This is a genomic window from Christiangramia sediminis (assembly GCF_020552705.1).
Taxonomy (GTDB): Bacteria; Bacteroidota; Bacteroidia; order Flavobacteriales; family Flavobacteriaceae; genus Christiangramia; species Christiangramia sediminis.
Genome location: NZ_JAJBZG010000005.1, coordinates 182,121 through 203,339 on the forward strand (window position 1 = coordinate 182,121; position 21,219 = coordinate 203,339).

Here is a 21,219-nt window from a genome sequence, read left to right on the forward strand (position 1 = left end):
TAGGATTATTATGTAATCATGCATTTCTACTGGAATTTAATAGTTGCTTTATCTTCTTCATTTACTTTCCATTTACCATCTACTTTGTGGGCTATACCCCTTTTTGTAGTTATAATTTCATTTCTATACTCCTGATTGCTATTTTCATTAATACAAACACGATATAAATAATCGTCCGGAGAATTAATTACTTCGGTTTCCATATACTTGCTTAATTCAAGTAACGAGAATTCTGCCTCAGAATCGTTTGATAAACTTAGTTCATAAATATGATTATCTCCTTTTAGCCTTTCTGCATCCTTGAACCAGCCATCGTTAGTTGGTTTGCCTGCATAAAGAAAATTATCAAAAGAGTGATCATATGTTACCTCCTTATTCATTGGTCCATGGGTTTCAGATTTTACATCATTACTTCCCGCTGCTTCTACTAATGATTCTTTCTCCTTAGCTTGCAATTTAGAATCACTCATTCCTTGAGTTTTAGTAGAAGGGTTTTTATTTAGCCTTTCTCTGCTATAGGTATCATCTCCAGGTTTTTTTTCACTTTTTTCTGATCTTGTCGATGGTTGGGGTTTTGTTAAGAAATCATTTCCATTGTTCCATTTTCTATTATAATTATGCTCCCCCCGGGAACTTTGTTTGACCGGCGTTGAAGATTGTTCAGGCCTATTCTTTAATTCCCTAGCTTCATTTCGAAAATTTTTATATAAAAAAAAGAAGAACATTGAAGTCAAAAATAGAATGGCTGATAAAGCTTTAAAAAACCATTCTGGTAAAAAGCTTTCTGAATTGGATACATTATTTGAAACTACATCTGGTGTTAGGGGAATAGGATCTGGTTTAGCTTCATTTTTCTCTAATTCGGAATAAACATTGTATTTAATTTTATCATAAACGTTGGAACCTTTTAGATTTGATTTAACAGCGACTAATAAAGAATCCGTCTTCTGAAAAAGTTCAGCTGCAGTTTTGGATTCAAGCTTTTTAAAGCCATAAATCTCTTGGGTCAAATTACTATAAGTCCTTGTAAAGCTCTTATTCATAAATTCTTTCAAGGAATTCGGTGCAAATGGTCTGTCGATAGTACTATTGGCTAGTTGTTCTCGGTAATTATCAAAGCTTGCTTTCTCCTCCTCATTTAAAGGTTTTTTTTCTTCAAATTCAAGAATATATTCATACGTTAATTCAGCAGCTAGATAATCTATAACCCGGTACCAAATTTTATTTTCATCCTCTTCTGAATATTGTCTTCCACTTTCCTGAGATTGTCCACTGGAGAAAAATGCTAGAAGTAAAAAACTAAAAACAAAAATCCTTTTAAAACTCATTTCTAAAATTATTGATTAGCTTTTTTTGTAAAGTGTATAAGCAATTTCTCCTAAGCTACCGGTTAAAGGATAGAAGAAAAGAGTTTCATCTATCTTTGAATTAGCTGTATTCCCATTCTCTTTTATTTTCTGCTCTATTCCAACTCGTAAATGATTTTCCTTCTTGTTGTTTAGTAGCTCCTTAACCAATTTCAATGTTTTATTTTCTATTCCGAACAGATCTTTATAAGAGATTTCCATATTTAACCTGAAGAAGAAGTCCAAAAATTCATCATACTCTTTCAGGACTCTCATTTCTGAACCATTCAATGACTCATAAGTCAAATCTGGATTGGCAGATAAAGTTTCTCCTTCTGCAATTAGAACTTCCTTGATATCCTTTACATTAATATTTTGACCCTGGTTAATATGTAAACTTCCCTTGCTTGATAATTCCTTAGGATTAGATGCCCATAGAATCTCAATATCTGGTATTTCTTCCTTATTCAATAATTTCTTAAATGTCCTTTTAATTAAATCTTTTAAAAGATGTTTTTCTTCGCTAGCATCTAATATGGATAACAATTTAGATGCAGTACCAGAAAACGCAAATTGAGCAGGAACTTGGAGGCCTTTTGATTTGAAGATTTTAGCTACATGGAAGATGTGAGCCATGAAAAAGATTAGAAAAATAACTTTGAATTCATCATCATTTCTAAGCTTATCCAAAAAGCTAATATTTAACTTTTTAGATAACAGTTGCTTATTATCTTCCAAACTAAAAAGCGCATTGATTGCATCATTACTATTATTCCGATCTTTAATGGAAAGTATAATTCCTTTTAAGGCAGGCTCATTGGCATCTAAAATTTTCGAAAATTCATCATAGTATTTTTGAACAAAACCGTTAATCTTAATATTCCGATTATAATTGTCTCCAAAAATTGCATCACCTGCGAATTTATATGAAGTAAATAATACAGGAATGTTATTCTCGTATATAGCAACATCTGAGGTGCCTCCTCCAATATCAATTGACACAGTTGGCCTTACAAGTGCACTTTTACCTTCTTCGTATACATAGTAATAATAAGGAGTTAGGCTTTCACAAACTTTTTCAACTTTAATGGAACCAATATATGACTTAATAGTACTTTTCAATTCGGCCTCAATCTGATTTAATCTTCCTGTTGACATACTTGCCGGATAGGACCAAATAATTTCAGTTTGAGCAGGATTACCATTATTTAGTAGTATTTTATTTCTAATCATTTTAACCAATTGCTCAAAAAATACTTTCATAAGAACTCTACTATTATCATCAGAATTCCATTTCAAATTTGTTTTTACCTCAGTGTATAAATCAAAAGAAGCTTTTTCATATTTGAAGGGTATTGTAACATTCCCCATCGAAATTATTTCTTTAAGGAAATTAGTTGAGCGATGGTAAGCTATAGAAGTTCTTTGTGGCAAATTAAATCCAGTTGAACTATTTTCTCCTATTTCATCTGGTATTAAATCATCTTTTGCTCTCTTTAAATAAGCTTCATCAAATTTTGTGGAATTAATTAATTGTCCAGAATGCCACCTTTCGTTATAACTGATTTCAAATGGCAGAGATTGTCCATCGTTAACTTTGTACTCAACATGGGTATTTGTAGTTCCGAAATCAATGGCAAACGTAAATTTGTTCACTCCTGGAATCACCTTTTCAAAATTGGGAACTAGGATTCCCTTTGCATACGAATGACTTACCTGTAAATAACTAAAGTTATCTCTAGCTACATAAGACATCATATCTAAATTCTCATCCTCCTTTTTCCTTCTTTGGGTTGGGGAGTTTACATTTATAAATTCAGAGCTTGAATTAAAAAAGCTAATTTGATATTTATTATTTTCAAAAAGTGGGTTTCTATCAGCATCGTAGAACGCAATGTTATATTCAGGCTCTAGGTTGCTAGGAAACTTATAAAATGGGGTGATACCAACATTTATACGGTTCTCTATAATTGCTCCCTTATTGAACCCTTCATCGTATATCGGTTTTTGTGCTTTGTTTACAGGATTATTATATGTTCTTCTAAAAGTGATATGATAACCTTTTTGTACAGGAACTCTCAAAATGGCCTCTACATATCCGCCTGAAATTTTATTTAATTCAAATCTTTGCTCTCCATTTATTGTTTGGGTTAGGCTGTCAACATGAAAATATTTAAAATATAAGGGCTTTATTGGGAGTAAAAAGCCTTTTTCATCCTCAGTACCTTTAAACCCTCCATCTAAGAAGTAATTTTTATCGACAGGGAACTCTGTCCTTATTATAACGGGTTCAAGAAAATCACTTATGGTTAAATATGGATATTTATTGCCATCTACAGGTAAAGTTCTATCCTCTAAATCTCTCTCATCATAGTGAGGAGCCTTATCATTTTGATTCCAAGGTGCACTTACATATTTAAGCCCGGGGTTCTCTGTGTCATTTGGCAAAACCAGGGGTGGATATTCTTCGTTTTGATTCCGGTCAGATTTAATCACAAAATCACTATCCTTGATTGCATCCTCTTTCCCCTTTGCTTTTTTTAGGTTAACACCTAAAACTTCTACTACTTCTCCTCCCCCATCAATGTTCAAATTCGGAAGATTATTATAGTGATTACCTAATTGACCAACCTGATCCTTTAGTTCCCTACTCAGGTGTTTATAAGTAAGTTCAAAGTAATCATCCAATTCTTTCATTTTAGATGAGAATCCAGATATACTATTCCGAAGAGAAAAAAGGTATTTTATGTATTCGGGGTCTCTTTCATATAGCGGCTGGTACTCATCATCCAGAAGCTTATCACTTCCTTCCTGAAATCCTGCTAAATCGAATTTATTTGCGGAAGTAAAGAAAAGAGTTGACGGAGACGTTCCTCCGATAATGTTTAGAGGTTCCGGACCTCTGGTATAGTTGATTAAATAGAGTTTCTCCAGGGAATCAAAATTATAAGTCTGGGCATCTTGCTCTAAGTATAACCTTAAGCTCTCACCCAGGAGTTTATGTTGTGGATTAGGAGAATTAATCAATTGATCAAGATCTGTCCTTCTATCCCAGCTTATAATTTCTATTTGATCCTTATATTTATCTGCATTGAAAAAGATCTGACCAATATCCAAGGCATCAGAAACCATTTTATGAAAGGTTGTATTTCCTTCCGGCCCTAAATTGGCAACTTCCTTAAATGCAGTCTTAACCAGGTCAATTCTTGCATAAGGACTAGGAATGGAAGTTATTTCTCTACTGGAGTGAGCTCCATTTGGATCTTCAATTGCGTTTATGGCAACCGAATTCAAGGGATTAGAATCTTCCCATCCTTTTAAATTTTTTCCACTATGAAATCTAAAAACGTATGCCATAATTATAATTTGTATTTGTCAGCCATTAACTTATCAGTTGTCTCGTAAAAGACTTCCAGGAACCTATTTTCGATGCTATCAGAAGTATTCATTTTCTTTGCTTCTTTATTTAAAAAAGCAGTTATACGCTCATAATCTTTCGTTTTTTCCAAAAAACCTTTGTGAGCCTTAAATCCTTTTATTCCATCAAAAATATCCTGACCTGTAGACATCGTGTAAGGTGCAAATCCTCTTTGATTATTACTCATTTGCTGAAGCCAATTCCAGTAGTAATCATTGAATTTGGATAGTTTTCTATAAAAATCTTCGTTGAGGAATGGTTCCTTAATTTTAAGTGTTTTAGCGAAATCTGCACTCAGATTAGACCTAAGTTGATTCTTTAGATATAGGTGGAAAAAGTAATATTTGCTTAGCGGTTTTACTAAATCCATCTTAGTCTCATCCCCTAAATCATTAAATGTTATACTAGGTGTCTCATTTTCAACTCCAAATTCCTTGACCTTATTGGATGAAACATCGGTATCATTAGCAAAATCTAAAATAGCAAGAGCAGATGCCAATTCAATAAAATGAGCATCATTCTGCTGAGACACACTTCCTTCATTATTTTCATAATCCTTAACCAGTTTATCTCCGAGATAATACATGGAGTTTACTGAATCATTCACTCCATATTCATAATACCTAAGAGCTGCCTTTGTTTTAGAAATAAAAGTAGATTTCTCTATCTCGCTTTCATCATCTTTTTTAACTCCAAAATAAGGTAGAACCGATACTGCTCCTACAGGTGCAGTTTGTAATAGAGAATGATTATTGAGGTTTGGACTGGCAGATCTTATATTTTTAAGAAGTAGGGGAAAGCCTGCTGCTCCGGTTCCCCCAAAAATTGATGAGATAATAAATATTCTATCTCCTTGTGAAAAGCTACTTGCAAAATTTTCGAAATCCTCAGAAGTATTGAATTGGTTCAAAACAACACTCCCCATATTGGGATTACCCTTAAACCCAACTTCAAGATCGGCATCCAGATTCTTCTTACTAAACAGTAATGAAATAAGAGCCTTATTTTTTTTATCCAGGCCCTGGTAATCAATAAACTCTTTAAATTTTTTCTTTGAGTCCTGGATATTGATCCTGCAATTCTTGCTTAAAGGTTCTATTGGGGTCTTAAAAAATTCATTAGAGGTTTCTCCATCAAAAGATAATTTTTCCCTGACACTCTTATATCGCTGAAGAATATCTACTGTTTTATTAACATCTCCATTTGCAGCATCGGGATCAATTAGCATTGGAATTACTGATGAACTATTGCATCTAACACCTGCTGCTAATAAAAATGAAAGTGACTTTAATACCCTGGCACCAGTTCCTCCAATACCAAAAACATATAATTTAGACATAGGTTATTTTATTAAAATGGAACATAAGATGAGTGAGAACTTTTCCATTTAAATAACATGGAAAATAAAAACATTAAAAGTACAGTCCACATGGAATTTATGATTGAAAATACCATCATATCTGAAGTAAAAGAGGCCGGAACTGCAGACCCAACGGAAGCAAAAATTTCGGTCAAATCATTATTGGCCGAAACAAAAGCTATGATAAAGTTAATTATAGCTCCAACCAGCAAGTTTAAAGACCATATACTAAGCTTCGCTGTTCCAGGTCGATCTACAACATAATAATATGCGATAGTTAAAATCAGTGCTACAATAATGGAGTAAAGAGCTACAGAAAAATATAAATCATTATTATACATCTGTTCTGAAAAGTCACCTAAATAAGCTCCTCCCCATAGTTCATAGAAATTTGCGATAAAATCTTTTAGCATTTTTTGGTTGTTTAATTTTGAATTACTGGTATGGTGATATTAAAATATTTATTGCTTCCACTTTGCTGTTCATAAGCCTCAGATATTCCTGAAACAAGATGACCAAAACTGAAAGTTTTAGTTTGTTCAAGTGAGTCGGACTTAATCTCGCGGTCATCATCACTATTAGCTTTTTCAACCCAATGCGGAATTCTTTTCTGTAATGAAAAATTGAGATTTTCCGATACAAGGCCATCAGCAGAAAACTTAATAGCATGTGTGTACTTTTCTCCTTTTATATCTACTAATGTTGAAGGATCCATTTTTACAACACCAGATTTCGAAAATTTTATATTCTTCCCCTTTACAACTCCTACTTCATTTATGCCGAATTCTGGATTAGAAAGTTTATAATTTTCCCCGTCCAAAATATAACTTTGACTCACAGGCAATTTTTCCATATTCACTAAAGCTATGAATTCAAGGTTTCCAGTTCTGGGGTAACTCATCACTTCCAGATCCCCTCCTCTCGTTTTAATTCGGCCGTTTACTCCGGAAGTTATTACTTTTACTGGTAGTGAATTATAATTAGAACCAGTAAATAACGCTTCATTTTCGAAGCCTGAATTGTCTTTAAGTTGTGAAGCAATCTCTGAGTTAAAAAGACTCATCAAATTTCTGGGGCCGATGACTATATAATAAAATGGCCGTTGATCTATATTTGTGATTTTTCTATTGTTATAATCGTAATAAATACCATTAAAATCACTAGCAAATCGATAAATTCTGGTATCGAGATCCTGATTTTTCCCAGCTTTCAAAAAAGCATCCTGAGTATATGTTTTAAGCTTATCTAAAGCTGAAGGAACATTTGATTCTCCCTCAGGGGAATAAATAAAGTCTGCCATTATTACTGATAAAGCATCACCTTCCTGGTTCTCAAGAATTTTATCCAGTATTTCTTCAAAATCACTATTTCCTTTATTTCCTTTTCCAGCTGTATTTTGTGGGGTAAGTTCTTCAGAAATCTTAGTATTATCAACTCCAAAATCAGTATGAGTTAACTTATCGTTTATAAGAAAAAACTCAGTATTAAAGTCAATTTCATCTTCATTTTCAACGGCTACTAATAAATCACGAAATACATTTTTAAAACCAGTATTTCCATTTATGTAGCCATCCATACTAAGTGTATTTTCAAAATAAATTTTGACAGTGGCATCAACTGGAGTGTCGGAAGTAACAGCAGGGGTTACATTAGTTGGAGGAGTCTGTGGTGTTTTATTACCTCCCCCTCTACCTCCTTCACAGGAACTAAGAGTCGATAAAAATGCGCAAAGAAAAATTGCAGCAAAGAATTGCTTCATTCTGATTGTAGGTTAGTTAGTAATCGGTGTAGGGATAGCATAATTAATCTTTTTTTATGACTCTTCCAAAATTTATGTTAATATGCAATCATCATTTAAGTAATTTTCCAAAGAATTTAATTTTATAAAGATTCTAAAATCTTTTTTATTTCATTAAATATCTGACAATTAAATCTCCTCATGGATTCTGGTTATTATAAGCTTTTTTACAGATGTTAAATTTTTTCTTAATTACTATCTGTGAATTATTAAGTGCTTGTTTACATTAAAATAATCTTGATTTTACATTCTTTAATTAAACTCCTCCCGCCATAGTCATTAGTATATTCAGGACTAAACCTATTCCAAAACCCCATAAGGCAGCATGACAGGCAGACCTTGCGCTATTCGGTTGGGTATCCTTTTTTGAGAAATACACAACAGCACCAGCCAGAGGTATACAGAAGGATAAAATTGTTAATCCGGTTCCAAGTTCATCTCTATGGTTATTATTGGACATATATAATAATTTAGGTTAGTGATAATATTAAATTTCCAATTTGTTTTCCCCAGATGGATATTAGAGACATACAGCCGATACCAGCGGCTAACCCAGTTATAAACCTTACCACATTTGTACTTTCCCAATTAGAAAATGCCTGGGTTAAACCATCAATTATCGTTGGAAGCATAATAAGTAAACTTAACCATAGGCTAAGAGTAAAATAACTGAACAAAAAAATCGGAAAGCTTAAATAGCCGATATGGATACCCGTGCATCTCGCACAAACCGGGAATTGTTTACCCTTAAAGCAAAAAGACCTTTCAGGTAATTGATGGCAAAAAGAAAACTCCAGTTTTTTACTAAACATTTGATCTGTTCAATATCCAGTTGTAAAACTAAGGCCAACTAAAAAGAAGATCATACGGTTTCCCGTAAAATGAGAAATTAATCAAGTAAAATTTAGTTCTTGACGTATTTATCAATCATATATTTTGTAATTGGTTTTAAGGTTTTTCCACTTACAGGATGTTTTCCTGGAGATGAGAAATACTCCAATTCACCATTACTTTTATAGTACCAAATTCGAACTTCACCATTTTTAAAAAAAGTTGTGGTCTCAGAAACTTCAACTTTTTTGAGGTTATTATAGGTATTTGGAATAAACTTTTGTTCTTCACTGCGTCCGCTGCATTCAGTTTTGATATAATGATCATTATTCCAGATCATACATTCTTCCTTCCCTGATATGTAACCCAAATATGATGAAGTAGCTACCACCATAAGAAAGCTTAAAGCAACTATTAATTTCTTATTGGAAAATAGATGAATCTTCTTTTTTTCTTCAAGTTCGTCCATTTGGTTGGAAGTAGAATTCCATTGTATATAGATATCATAACTCTCATAGCCTAAATACTGAGCTAAATAATCTTTTACTTTTTGATTTGGAGATGACTCACCTTTATAATATCGGGTTAGGGATTTTGTGGAAATCGAATATCTGAACTTTTCAAAGATATATTCTGATAAAAATTCTGCATTTGCATTGATTGAGTCCTTTTCTGTTTCACTTTCTGCCTTTTTAAAAGCCGCATTAATTATTTGGTGGGTCATTACTTAGAAATTCAGCTATGTAAAACTAAGAAATCTATTGGACATTCTGCCTGGACAAAAATGTCTAAAGTTTGTCTAGATCTTGTCTATCCTTGACCATACTACCCTTATTTACTTTGCCCTATGATTGATAAATCAGTAAAACTTACAGGGAAGTAAAGTACTTCTGGTTTATCAACTCATGACTTCCCAGTAGCTCATTTCTGAGCTTAAAATCGAGAAATCCACATAAGTCGGGTTAACAATCTAATGTCAATTTTCAAAATCTAAGTCATGAAAAGAATCAGTCTATTACTATTATTTCTTATTTCAAATTTATCTATTATTTCTTGCACTGAACAAAGTTTAGCCGATGCTACTAACGCACCTCAAAAGGAATATGCTACTGAAGGTGAAGAGGATCCCAATGACCCCTCTCATGAACCACCTGGTGATGGTAATTAACCTTGGATAATAAAGGCCGCTTTTTTAGCGGCTTTTTTTATTTATTTTCGCTTTATGAATTCGCGCTCCTTTTTTCACACGCTACTATTTATTGGTTTACTTACATTTAATTCCTGCACAACAAATAATGATTCGATTAATCATTTCGAATCTGAAAACAAAGAGTCTTATAAATATTTTGAAAAAGGTAAGGTTGAAAAAAATGTCAGAGAAAAAATCTCATATTTTAATAAGGCTCTTCAAACACTGAGAGACAAAACAGATACTCTTATCCCTGACATTCTTGATTATAAAATATATTATCACGTTACCTTGAAGGAATATGACAGTACGCTTTATTTCTCAGACTCCCTTATTAACGTAGCGAAGGCACAAAAGGACTCTGGCTATATTGCAAAAGGTTTCTATCGAAAATCTACAACATTTAGAGCCCTGAATCAAAATGAAAAACAATTTGAAAACGCTTATGCTGCACGTGAAATTTATTTAAAAATTGGTGATACTGCCAATGCCGGCCGCAGAACTGTTGAAATGGCTATCGCCCAGAGTCAAATGACCGACTATACCGGAGCACAGCAAACAGCTACCGAAGCCCTGGAATATCTGGAAGAAGATGATTCCGAATATTTAAGCAGCATCTACAATACCATTGCAACCTCCTACAGGAGTCAGGGTTTATACAATGATGCAACAAACGAATGGAGAAATGCTCTTAAATACGCTTCCACTACGCGAGACAGCCTAAGTAATTTGAATAATATTGCACTTGCTCTTCAAGACGGAAAAACATACGGTGAAGCAATAAAAATTTTTGAAAATATTGTTGAAACATCTAATCGCACAGATGTAAAGTCAAGGGCTAGATTTATAGATAATCTGGCCTATACAAAATGGCTGCAGGATTCTTCAGCACTTGTCCGTGATGAGTTGTTGATGGCAAAGGAAATCAGGAGAAAGGAGAATGATGAGAATGGTCTTTTAGCCAGTTATGACCATCTTTCAGATTATTTTAGATATAAGAATACAAACCTTTCAAAAATATACGCAGATAGTCTACTAATAACTGCAATTAATACCGGCAGTAAGACTGCCCAGCTAAACGCAATACAGAAACTGATACAACTTTCTCCAGCTAAGAAATTAAAAGATCTTTCAAATAGATATATACAATTAAATGATAGTATCAGGTCTGAAAATATCCGGGCGAAGAATTTCTTTGCCAAGATCAGGTATGATGAGGAACAAAAACAAAGAGAGATTAATGATCTGGAGGCACAATCTGCCTTACAAAAATTGGAGACTAAACAAATACAAAATCAAATGATCATCCTCTCTCTCGGTGGATTACTGGTTTTAGTAAGTGGAGGATTCGGATTTTATTATTTGAGACAGAAGCATAAAAAGGAAAAGATAAGGGAAGCCCACCATACAGAATCCAGAATTTCCAAGAAGATCCATGATGAGCTGGCCAATGACGTTTATAACGTGATGAGTAGTATGCAAACCATTGTTCCAAGTGACATGATGGACAAACTGGAACATATTTATAATCGCACCCGGAATATCTCCAGGGAAAATAGCAGTATCCCTACCGGAACATATTACCTGCCTCATTTACTCTCCACGCTAAGCTCTACAGTGCCAGACGAGGCTCGATTGATCCTTCGGGGTGAAAACAGCATCAACTGGAGCAGCTTGGCTCCTGAAAAAAAGATCATTCTTTACAGGGTGCTTCAGGAGATCATGATCAACATGAAAAAGCATAGCAACGCGAGTCTAGTAGCGGTGATCTTTTCCGAAGAAAAAAATTACCTGAATATCAATTATTCCGATAATGGAATGGGTGCATCTATGAAAAGCCTGAAAACCGGAAATGGGATACTGAATATGGAAAACCGTATTCTTTCTATCAATGGAAAACTTAATTTTGAAACCGAACAGGGTAAAGGATTGAAGATTTTGATCCAGGTTCCATTATAATTTTTGTTATGTTTAGAAAAGTTCTGGTTGCCGAAGATATGGACAGCATCAATCAGGCGGTGGCTGTAGTACTCAAAGATCTTGGTATTGCGGAAGTGGCACATTCCCAGTATTGTGATCAGGCCTGGCTGATGGCAAAAAAGGCCATCCAGGAAAACGAAGCTTTCGACCTGCTTATCTGTGACCTTTCGTTTAAACAGGATCACCGGGATGAAAAGATAAGCTCAGGCCAGGAACTTATAGCCCTCCTTAAAAAAGAAGATCCCAAGCTAAGGATCATTGTGAATTCTATTGAAGACCATCCGCAAACGGTAAAGGATTTATGGAATTCTGGAAATATCGATGCGTATGTATGCAAAGATCGCCATGGACTCAAAGAATTAAAGGAAGCAATTCTACATTTGAATAATGGTGAATCCTATAATTCCCCTTCCATCGAAAAAATTCTAAATCAAAATAATATCCTGACATTAAATGATTTTGAAATCAATATTGTAAAGTATCTCGCCAATGGCTTCACCCAGGATCAGATTCAACAGGAATTAAAAAATAAAAACATTAAACCCAGTAGTAAAAGTGCTATCGAAAAACGTTTAAAAGAGCTACGGGAAGAATTCAGCGCCAATACCAATCCGCATCTTATCGGGATTATGAAAGATTTGAAGTTAATATAAGCAAGTGCCAGTTATAAGTTTCAATTATCCGATTTATTCGAAGATAAACTGTACACCTGGATATTATTCATTCATAAATATTTCTTCAAAATTTTCTTCAAGTATATTTATTTCCTGATCCCCTAATTCCTCAAAATGCTTTTCCTTTTTCTTCTTAGATAATTTTCCGCCATTCTGATCCAGAAATTTAATCAGCAAATCAACCTTTGTATCAGGCAAACTAGTATACTCATTGATAAACTGGGTCATTCGATCATATTTTTCAAGATAGTCTAATTCAGCAGGTATAATTTTTTCAATAGTATCTTCTACACAGTCATATAAAAATTCAGCTTGTTTGGTTAAGTCATAATACCGGTAGATATCTATAGTATCATTTAATATTTCCACATTATGATCTGGAGTAGCTTTCCAGTCAATTAAATCCACCCTTGGGCTGGAATAATGCTCCAATGTATCCTGATATTCGTCGATGCGCTCTAAAATTGCCGAAGAAACCGGAAAGATCATCCCCCGTTTAGTGTATCCCATTCTGTCAAGGATATAGCGTGAAAAACATTAACTACCCATGAAAAACAAGTACTTTTAGATATCTTACATGAAAAATGATTTTTTAATTTGGATAAAACATCGTACAAACTGGCTCTATAACTTCCTTTATTTTTGAAAAATCCCTGCCTTTCTAACAATTTCTATGGCTTATTTGCCAGAATGAAAAACATTTAATTTTATAGAGGTATCCACCCAATAGTTCTCGACTGCGCTCAACTGACAAAGAGCTACGGGAAGAATTTCCCGCCAATCCCAATCCGCATCTTATTAGCATTATAAAGATTTAAAGCTGATCTAAAAATCTAAATACAAACGTGGATTAAGATTCTTTCTTTCTTAAAAGTTGCTTTTCTAAAGCTTCCATATCCCTCCCCACTTTCTCATCGAGCACCTTTGCGTAAATCTGCGTAGTTTTTAAAGATTTATGCCCAAGCATCTTCCCAACCGATTCAATTGGGACACCCTTAGAAAGGGTTACCGTGGTCGCAAAGGTGTGGCGGGCTAAATGAGTGGTTAAATTCTTTTTAATGCCGCACACGTCAGCTATTTCCTTTAAATAGGCATTAGACTTTTGGTTGGTAAGAACAGGCAAGATTATATTCTTAATTTTCACTTGGGGATGATCTTTATACTTCTCAATTATAGAAGCTGGAACGTCCAGCAAAGGAATACTACTCAAAGATTTTGTTTTCTGCCGCTTCGTTTTGATCCATTTTTTACCATTCATCCCCAAAACAATATCATCTTCAGACAGCTTTTTTACATCAGCAAAGGCTAAACCGGTATAACAACAAAATAGAAAGATATCCCGTACTAAATCCAAACGCGGCATATCAAATTCAGCCTCCACCATTTTCTGCAGTTCCAGGTCAGTTAAATATTCACGCTCCGCAGATTTCCAGGTGCTTTTCCAGTGGAAGAAAGGATCCTTGTCTATCCATTGATTAGCATAAGCGATTCGAATAATCTTTTTAAAGTTTACGATATATTTTAGTGCCGTGTTGTGAGCACAGTCTTTCTGTGATTTTAAGTAATGATCAAAACCAGTGATAAACTTATGATCGACATCCTGAACAGGAATATCTTTCTTCTTATAAGAAAACAACAGATAGTTCTCAATATGATTTTTACAGGCATTATAGCGTTGCATAGTGCCTTTGGTGAAACCCTTACCAATTAGGTTTTCCATTTGGTCATTATGCTCCTGAAAAATATCCAAAAGCATTCTTTCCTGCTCATCCCCTTTGCCAAAATAAATATCCCTGATAATCTTGGCGGAAACTGGTTGGTTATCTCTCATTAACCTATCGTGGATATCATACAGCTTGGAACGGATAGAATCAAGATATCTATTAATAGCCCTGGATTCATCGGAAGTACCTTTAGCTATACTTCCTTGTTTATTCCATTTTCGGACCTCAATTTGCCTGCCAGTGCTAAATTCAGATCGCTTTCCATTAATAGTAATCCGGGTGTAAATTACTGAAACTCCATCTGCTGTTGATCTTCCACGTTTAAGGTAAAAAAGAATGTTTAGTAAAGTTGCCATAGGTGCGTCTTTTAAATTGCTCACCAGAAAGGTACAAAATGAAGGGATGTGAAAGTGTTAAAGAAAACGCGCAAATCTTTTATTAACAGTACGTTAGGAGCTTCGAGGTGCGTCTTTTTGAAGTGAAAAAAGACGCACCGAATTGAGCACCAATTACTTATACTTATTTGCTATTATATGACATCAAATAAAAAGAAAAAGCCTCTAAATCGTTGATTTAGAGGCTTTTAGTGTTACTTTGAGTTTCAATAAGCGGTCTGGACGAGACTCGAACTCGCGACCCCCTGCGTGACAGGCAGGTATTCTAACCAACTGAACTACCAGACCGTTGCGTTATTGCGAGGGCAAATATACGCCCCTTTTTAGATTCACCAAACCTTTTTTGAAAATATTTCAAACTAAAAATTCGCCTCCTATCCAAACTTTTGTTTTTCAAGTAAATAAGCGGTCATAATATTGTCAAAATTTTTATTGATGTCTGCCTCGACATACTTTATACGGTACTTCGCACATTGCATTTTAAGATCGGCCAAGTATTTTTCTACCGCTTTTTTATAATTCTCCCTGATATTATCTGAATAAAGATCTACTTCAGCTCCCGTTTCCACATCGGTAAATCTTCGCGGGGTATTCTCAAAACTGAAATTAAGCTCTCTTTTCTCATCTATTACATGAAAAAGGATCACTTCATGCCGGTTATATTTTAAATGTCTTAAAGCTTCAAATAATCTTTCCTCGTCGGCATCTGCCTGGAACATATCGGTAAAAAGAAAGATCAGCGATCTGCGCTTTAATTTTTCGGCGATCTGGTGCAAATAAGTATAGGTATCTGTATTCTTCCTTTTGGCTGAACCAGTTAAGATCTCGTTCAGCTTATTCAAAAGCATATGATGATGCCGCTCACTGGACTTCTCTGGCGAGTAGAATTCAAATTCATCGCTATATATACTTACACCCACAGCGTCTCTCTGGCGCTTTAAGACCTCCATTAGACAGGCCGAGGCCAGAACCGAAAATCCTATTTTATTCAGCGAATCAAGGTTCTGCTCTTTTACCGCCGGATAATGCATCGAAGCAGAGTTATCTAAAATCAAATGGCATCTTAGATTCGTCTCTTCCTCATAACGTCTTGTATACAACTTATCGGTCTTGGCAAAAAGCTTCCAGTCGATATGCCGCGTACTTTCCCCGTTATTATAGATCTTATGTTCGGCGAATTCCGCAGAAAAGCCATGAAACGGACTCTTATGTATCCCTGAAATATAACCTTCCACTACCTGTTTCGCCAGAAGGTCGAGGTTGAGAAATCCGCCGGTTTTATGAAGTTCCTTTTCTATATTCATAGCAGGCATTAAATTACCTATACTTTATGAATAAAAAAAGCCCCGCAAATTGCGAGGCTTTATATTTTGATAAGATCAGTTATTACAACAACTGATCAATTGCATCAGCATAGGTTTGTTTTGGAGCTACTCCAACCTGACGTCCTACTACTTCTCCATTTTGAAATACAAGAACCGTAGGAATGTTTCTCACACCATATTTAGCAGCAAATTCCTGGTTTGCATCAACGTCTAGTTTACCAACAACAGCCTTTCCGTCATATTCAGTACTAATTTCGTCGATGATTGGTCCAACCATTCTACAAGGTCCGCACCATGCAGCCCAAAAATCTACCATTACAGGCTTATCACTTTTAAGCACCTGTTCTTCAAAATTCGCGTCAGTTATTTCAACAGCCATAATATGTTATTTTTTATGTTTTTAATTTGATTCGTAAAAGTAGTCAATAAAATAAATATTCCTTACACCACCCATATTGCATTTGACTATGAGCATATTGGTTCGTTTTATTTGGGGGCCTCCACTCGCACAGGCTCGGGGTCGGGCTTTCGGCGCTACACGGTAGCTCGCCTCAATCCCTGGCCCAAGCCCTCACATTTAAAGACCCGTCAAACTGAACTTGTTTCAGCTTCTTTAACTCCTTCCCCTTCTGGGGGAAGGCCGGGATGGGGGCTTAGTTCAACTTATACATAAACTGTTCCTTTTCCAGCATCTCGATTAGTTCCTGAGAGATCCTGATCTTATGTTTCCTGCTTGGCATTCGCAGTTTTACCTGCTCTTCCATTTCATAAACCACAAAGTTCAAATGGCAATCTCCTTTATGAGACATAAAAGTATCCTTTAACCACTCTATCTTCTCATTTTTAAGATCATTGATGTTTAACTGTATGGTAAGCTTTTTAGCATTCTTATCCATTACGTCATGCAAAAGACCAATTTCTCTGAACTGTATTCTAGGCTCCCCTTTCTTACCTGTATCTTTATTGGTCCAGCCTTCCTTCACAAATATTTTCATGTGAATAAAGTTATTCGGAACAAAGAAATGTTTCATTCTTAAATACTCTTCACCAAAGATCTTGAACTCATAAGATTCATCGTAATCTTCAACGGTGAAGATCGCCCAACCTTTTCCATTCTTAGAAACCCGATGCTGCACATCAACCACTACACAACCCATGGTCAACTCTCTATTGACGACCGATTCCAGATCCCGGCAATCTGATAATTTTCCATTACAGAAATAGCTCATCTCGATCTTAAAATCATCCAGCGGATGACCCGAAATATAAATTCCAACCACCTCTTTTTCCCTACGTAGTTTTTCCATGGTTCCCCATTCCTCACAACCCGGGACTTCCGGCTCGGGGATTTGAACATCGCTGGCTTCCCCAAACAGGCTTACCTGCGAAGAATTCTCATTTTCCTGAAATTTCTGGGCATACTTCACCACCTTTTCCAGAAAGCTCATTCCGCTGCCATCATCATGGAAATATTGTGCCCGGTGGGTAGTTCCAAAGCCATCAAAACCTCCGGCCAGGGCAAGATTTTCAAAAGCTTTTTTATTGGCAGATCTGAGGTCTATTCTTTTGGCCATATCAAAAATTGATCGATACGGACCTTCTTTAGTTTTTCTATTCTCTACAATGGTAGCTACCGCTCCGGAACCTACTCCTTTGATAGCTCCCATTCCAAACCTAACAGCATTATCTTTATTAACGGAAAATTTATAATAAGATTCGTTCACATCTGGCCCAAGTACATTCAGCTTCATGCGCTTACATTCTTCCATAAAGAACGTAACCTGCTTGATGTCATTCATATTATTGGAAAGTACCGCGGCCATATATTCTGCGGGATAATGTGCTTTTAAATATGCGGTCTGGTAAGCGATCCAGGCATAACAGGTAGAGTGTGACTTATTAAAGGCATAAGAAGCAAAAGCTTCCCAGTCTTTCCATATCTTTTCCAGAACTTCTGTTGGATGTCCTTTTTCTTCACCACCCCCAATAAATTTCGGTTTTAATTCTGCCAGTAAGGAAGCGATCTTTTTACCCATCGCCTTACGCAGCATATCGGCTTCACCCTTAGTAAATCCTGCCAGCTTCTGAGAAAGCAACATCACCTGCTCCTGGTAGACCGTAATTCCGTAGGTTTCTTCCAGGTATTCCTCCATTTCCGGAAGGTCATAAGAGATCTCTTCATCCCCATGCTTACGGGCAATGAAACTTGGAATATACTCCATCGGCCCCGGACGGTACAATGCGTTCATGGCAATAAGGTCATCAAAAACTGTTGGTTTTAATGCCTGCATATGCTTCTGCATTCCGGGAGATTCATACTGGAAGATCCCGATTGTTTCTCCTCTCTGGAACAGCTTATAAGTTTCTTCATCATCCAGCGGAAAACTATCCGGATCCAGGTCTATATCATGTCTTCCTTTTACGATTTTTACGGTATCCTTAATTAAGGTTAGGGTTTTAAGACCCAGGAAGTCCATTTTTAGCAGTCCTGCACTTTCCACCACCGAGTTATCGAACTGGGTCACATACAAATCGGAGTCTTTCGCTACGGAAACCGGCACATAATTGGTAATATCCCCGGGAGTAATGATCACCCCGCAAGCATGAATACCTGTATTTCTTACTGACCCCTCCAGAATTCGAGCCTGGTTAACCGTTTGGGCTTCCAGATCATCTCCTTCAGAAATATTAAAGAGTTCATTTATTTTCTCAATTTCATCCCCACGGAACTTAGACTTGATCGTCTTATCATCCATGGCGAATAACTTCCCAAGCTTGGTGTTCGGAATAAGCTTCGCGATCCTATCGGCCTCCATTAAGGGAAGATCCAGCACCCTTGCCGTATCGCGGATAGAAGATTTTGCAGCCATGGTACCATACGTAATGATCTGCGCCACCTGATTTGCACCATATTTCTCGATCACGTAATCCATAACCCGACTTCTCCCTTCATCATCAAAGTCGATATCAATATCGGGCATACTCACACGATCCGGATTCAGGAATCTTTCAAAAAGCAGGTCATACTTAATAGGATCTATATTGGTGATCCAGAGACAGTACGCTACCACAGATCCGGCAGCAGAACCCCGTCCAGGCCCTACCGAAACTCCCATTTCCCTGGCTGCGCGAATAAAATCTTCAACGATCAGGAAATAACCGGGATAACCAGTGTTTTCAATTACCGATAATTCGAAATTTAGGCGTTCCTCTATTTCCGGAGTAATTTCAGGATAACGTTTTTTCGCCCCTTCAAAAGTAATATGCTTTAAATAGGCATTTTCACCTCTTTTACCTCCATCAGTCTTATCTTCTTCACTTAAGAACTCTTCAGGGATCTCAAAGGCCGGAAGCAATACATCCCGTGCAAGTTCAAAAGGCTCGATTTTATCTATAATTTCCTGAATATTTGCAATGGCATCGGGCAGATCTTTAAAGAGCTTCTTCATCTGGCTACCAGACTTGAAGTAATACTCTTCATTAGGCAATCCATAACGATAACCACGACCACGACCTATTGGCGTTGCCTGTTTTTCGCCATCTTTTACACACAATAAAATATCATGGGCATTTGCATCTTCCTGTTTCCAGTAATAAGTGTTATTGGTTGCAATTAATTTTACCTCATGCTTTTTGGAAAATTCTACTAAAACCGGATTCACCCTGTTCTCATCTTCCTGGTCATGACGCATCATTTCAATATAAAGATCGTCACCAAATTCTGCTTTCCACCACAGCAAAGATTCTTCAGCCTGTTTTTCACCAAGATTTAGAATTTTACTAGGGACTTCTCCGTAGAGATTTCCGGTAAGGACGATAATATCCTCTTTATATTGCCTGATGACTTCCTTATCTATACGTGGTACATAGTAGAATCCATCGGTATAGGCTTTAGAAGACATCTTTGCCAGATTATGATAACCCTTTTTATTTTTGGCCAGTAGTACTACCTGGTATCCGTTATCCTTTCGGCTTTTATCTAAATGGTTTTCACAAACAAAAAACTCGCAACCTACGATCGCCTTTAAAGGTTTCTTTAGATCCTCGCCATTTTCTTCGGCGGTTGCGTTATGCTCTTTTATACTCTTATTATAAGTTCCCACTTCTTTTACAAAGTGAAAAGCACCCATCATATTCGCATGATCTGTAAGCGCCACGGCATTCATATCCTCTTCTGCGGCAGCAGCCACCAGATCTGGAATACTTATGGTAGACTGTAATACCGAAAATTGTGAGTGATTATGTAAATGCGCAAACGGAACTTCATCAAGTTTTTCCAGGTTCTCCTGGATCTCTTCATGGCTTATATCATCTGAAGGCTGTTGTTTTTCCAGCCTTTTTCTAATCTTATCTGACGCCTTTTTAAGATTGATATGCTTCAGGCCGATCAGCTCTATTCGCTGTGGATTCTCTTCTGAAAAATTTTCGAAATAATTTACAGGAACATCTAGTTCCTCTATGGTATATATCCTTTGGCGAATAAGCTCGAGAAAACAACGGGTAGTTGCTTCCACATCGGCAGTTGCGTTATGGGCCTCGGCAAAAGCTTCCTCAAAAAGAAATTCGTGTAATTCGGTAAGCGTTGGTAATTTGAACTTTCCACCACGCCCCCCGGGAATCTTACAAAGCTCGGCGGTCTTTTCGGTACAGGTATCCAGAACAGGCATTTCCTGTAGGCTATTATCAAAATCTCTCCTAATGAATTCGGCCCCCATAATATTAAGGTCGAAACCAACATTCTGGCCCACTACAAATTTCGATTTCTTAAGGGCAGTATGAAACTTTTCTAAAACTTCATCCAGTGGAATTCCCTGCTCCTTCGCAAGATCTGTGGAGATACCGTGAATACGCTCAGAATCATAAGGAATATCAAATCCATCGGGCTTGATCAGGTAATCATGATTCTCAACCAGATTTCCCATCTCATCATGTACCTGCCAGGCGATCTGTATACATCTGGGCCAGTTATCAGAATCGGTTAAAGGGGCGTCCCATCGCTTGGGAAGGCCGGTGGTTTCGGTATCAAAAATGAGGTACATTCCTTAGTATTTTATGCCTGAATGAAGAATAATAGTGGTTCACAAAATTAAACCATCCGGGCTAAAATAAGGAACTTTGTGGCTGAAATAAAACTTTGTTTTCAGGAATTATCAACCATAAAAAAAGCCTCACAAAAACC

The 21,219-nt window shown here is 36.3% G+C and carries 16 protein-coding genes and 1 tRNA gene; 3 read left to right on the forward strand and 14 right to left on the reverse strand.

The window, feature by feature from the left end; translation table 11 throughout:
- Positions 1-26: 26 nt before the first annotated feature.
- The 8 genes from LGQ90_RS10160 to LGQ90_RS10195 all read right to left on the reverse strand — a co-directional run bounded on the left by LGQ90_RS10160 (position 27) and on the right by LGQ90_RS10195 (position 9,477).
- Positions 27-1,328: a hypothetical protein gene (locus LGQ90_RS10160; RefSeq protein WP_229340760.1), complete on the reverse strand. Its 1,302-nt coding sequence runs from the start codon at positions 1,326-1,328 to the stop codon at positions 27-29.
- Positions 1,329-1,343: 15 nt separating this feature from the next.
- The gene (locus LGQ90_RS10165; protein WP_229340762.1) at positions 1,344-4,703 is read right to left on the reverse strand and encodes a hypothetical protein; all 3,360 of its coding nucleotides are present in this window, start codon (positions 4,701-4,703) and stop codon (positions 1,344-1,346) included.
- Positions 4,704-4,705: 2 nt separating this feature from the next.
- On the reverse strand, positions 4,706-6,103 hold the full coding sequence (locus tag LGQ90_RS10170) for a hypothetical protein (protein WP_229340764.1): 1,398 nt from the start codon (positions 6,101-6,103) through the stop codon (positions 4,706-4,708).
- Between the two features lie 11 nt (positions 6,104-6,114).
- Positions 6,115-6,537: a hypothetical protein gene (locus LGQ90_RS10175; protein WP_229340766.1), complete on the reverse strand. Its 423-nt coding sequence runs from the start codon at positions 6,535-6,537 to the stop codon at positions 6,115-6,117.
- Between the two features lie 11 nt (positions 6,538-6,548).
- Positions 6,549-7,883, reverse strand: coding sequence for a hypothetical protein (locus LGQ90_RS10180; RefSeq protein ID WP_229340768.1), 1,335 nt, complete (start codon positions 7,881-7,883; stop codon positions 6,549-6,551).
- Positions 7,884-8,178: 295 nt separating this feature from the next.
- The gene (locus LGQ90_RS10185) at positions 8,179-8,382 is read right to left on the reverse strand and encodes a hypothetical protein (RefSeq protein ID WP_229340770.1); all 204 of its coding nucleotides are present in this window, start codon (positions 8,380-8,382) and stop codon (positions 8,179-8,181) included.
- A 10-nt stretch (positions 8,383-8,392) separates the two neighbouring features.
- On the reverse strand, positions 8,393-8,734 hold the full coding sequence (locus LGQ90_RS10190) for a DUF2085 domain-containing protein (protein WP_229340772.1): 342 nt from the start codon (positions 8,732-8,734) through the stop codon (positions 8,393-8,395).
- 92 nt (positions 8,735-8,826) lie between these two features.
- A complete protein-coding gene (locus LGQ90_RS10195; protein ID WP_229340774.1) occupies positions 8,827-9,477 on the reverse strand; it encodes a hypothetical protein in 651 nt (216 codons plus the stop codon).
- 273 nt (positions 9,478-9,750) lie between these two features.
- Here LGQ90_RS10195 and LGQ90_RS10200 point away from each other — a divergent pair, with 273 nt between their 5' ends.
- The 3 genes from LGQ90_RS10200 to LGQ90_RS10210 are packed head-to-tail and all read left to right on the forward strand — an operon-like array spanning position 9,751 to position 12,575.
- Positions 9,751-9,921, forward strand: a complete 171-nt coding sequence (locus tag LGQ90_RS10200; RefSeq protein WP_229340776.1) for a hypothetical protein — start codon at positions 9,751-9,753, stop codon at positions 9,919-9,921.
- Between the two features lie 54 nt (positions 9,922-9,975).
- Entirely contained in the window at positions 9,976-11,901 is a 1,926-nt protein-coding gene (locus LGQ90_RS10205) for a sensor histidine kinase (protein ID WP_229340778.1), read from the forward strand.
- Positions 11,902-11,909: 8 nt separating this feature from the next.
- A complete protein-coding gene (locus LGQ90_RS10210) occupies positions 11,910-12,575 on the forward strand; it encodes a response regulator (protein ID WP_229340780.1) in 666 nt (221 codons plus the stop codon).
- A gap of 63 nt (positions 12,576-12,638) precedes the next feature.
- On the opposite strand, the gene LGQ90_RS10215 is transcribed toward LGQ90_RS10210, so the two are convergent.
- The 6 genes from LGQ90_RS10215 to dnaE form a co-directional block, all read right to left on the reverse strand.
- Positions 12,639-13,106, reverse strand: coding sequence for a hypothetical protein (locus LGQ90_RS10215; protein ID WP_229340783.1), 468 nt, complete (start codon positions 13,104-13,106; stop codon positions 12,639-12,641).
- A 340-nt stretch (positions 13,107-13,446) separates the two neighbouring features.
- A complete protein-coding gene (locus LGQ90_RS10220) occupies positions 13,447-14,676 on the reverse strand; it encodes a site-specific integrase (protein WP_229340785.1) in 1,230 nt (409 codons plus the stop codon).
- Positions 14,677-14,929: 253 nt separating this feature from the next.
- Positions 14,930-15,003, reverse strand: a tRNA-Asp gene (locus LGQ90_RS10225).
- Positions 15,004-15,089: 86 nt separating this feature from the next.
- Entirely contained in the window at positions 15,090-16,019 is a 930-nt protein-coding gene (locus LGQ90_RS10230; protein ID WP_229340786.1) for a DUF58 domain-containing protein, read from the reverse strand.
- An 82-nt stretch (positions 16,020-16,101) separates the two neighbouring features.
- Positions 16,102-16,419: a thioredoxin gene (trxA, locus tag LGQ90_RS10235; protein WP_089666357.1), complete on the reverse strand. Its 318-nt coding sequence runs from the start codon at positions 16,417-16,419 to the stop codon at positions 16,102-16,104.
- Between the two features lie 274 nt (positions 16,420-16,693).
- Positions 16,694-21,079: a DNA polymerase III subunit alpha gene (gene dnaE / locus LGQ90_RS10240; RefSeq protein WP_229340788.1), complete on the reverse strand. Its 4,386-nt coding sequence runs from the start codon at positions 21,077-21,079 to the stop codon at positions 16,694-16,696.
- Between the last annotated feature and the right edge of the window lie 140 nt (positions 21,080-21,219).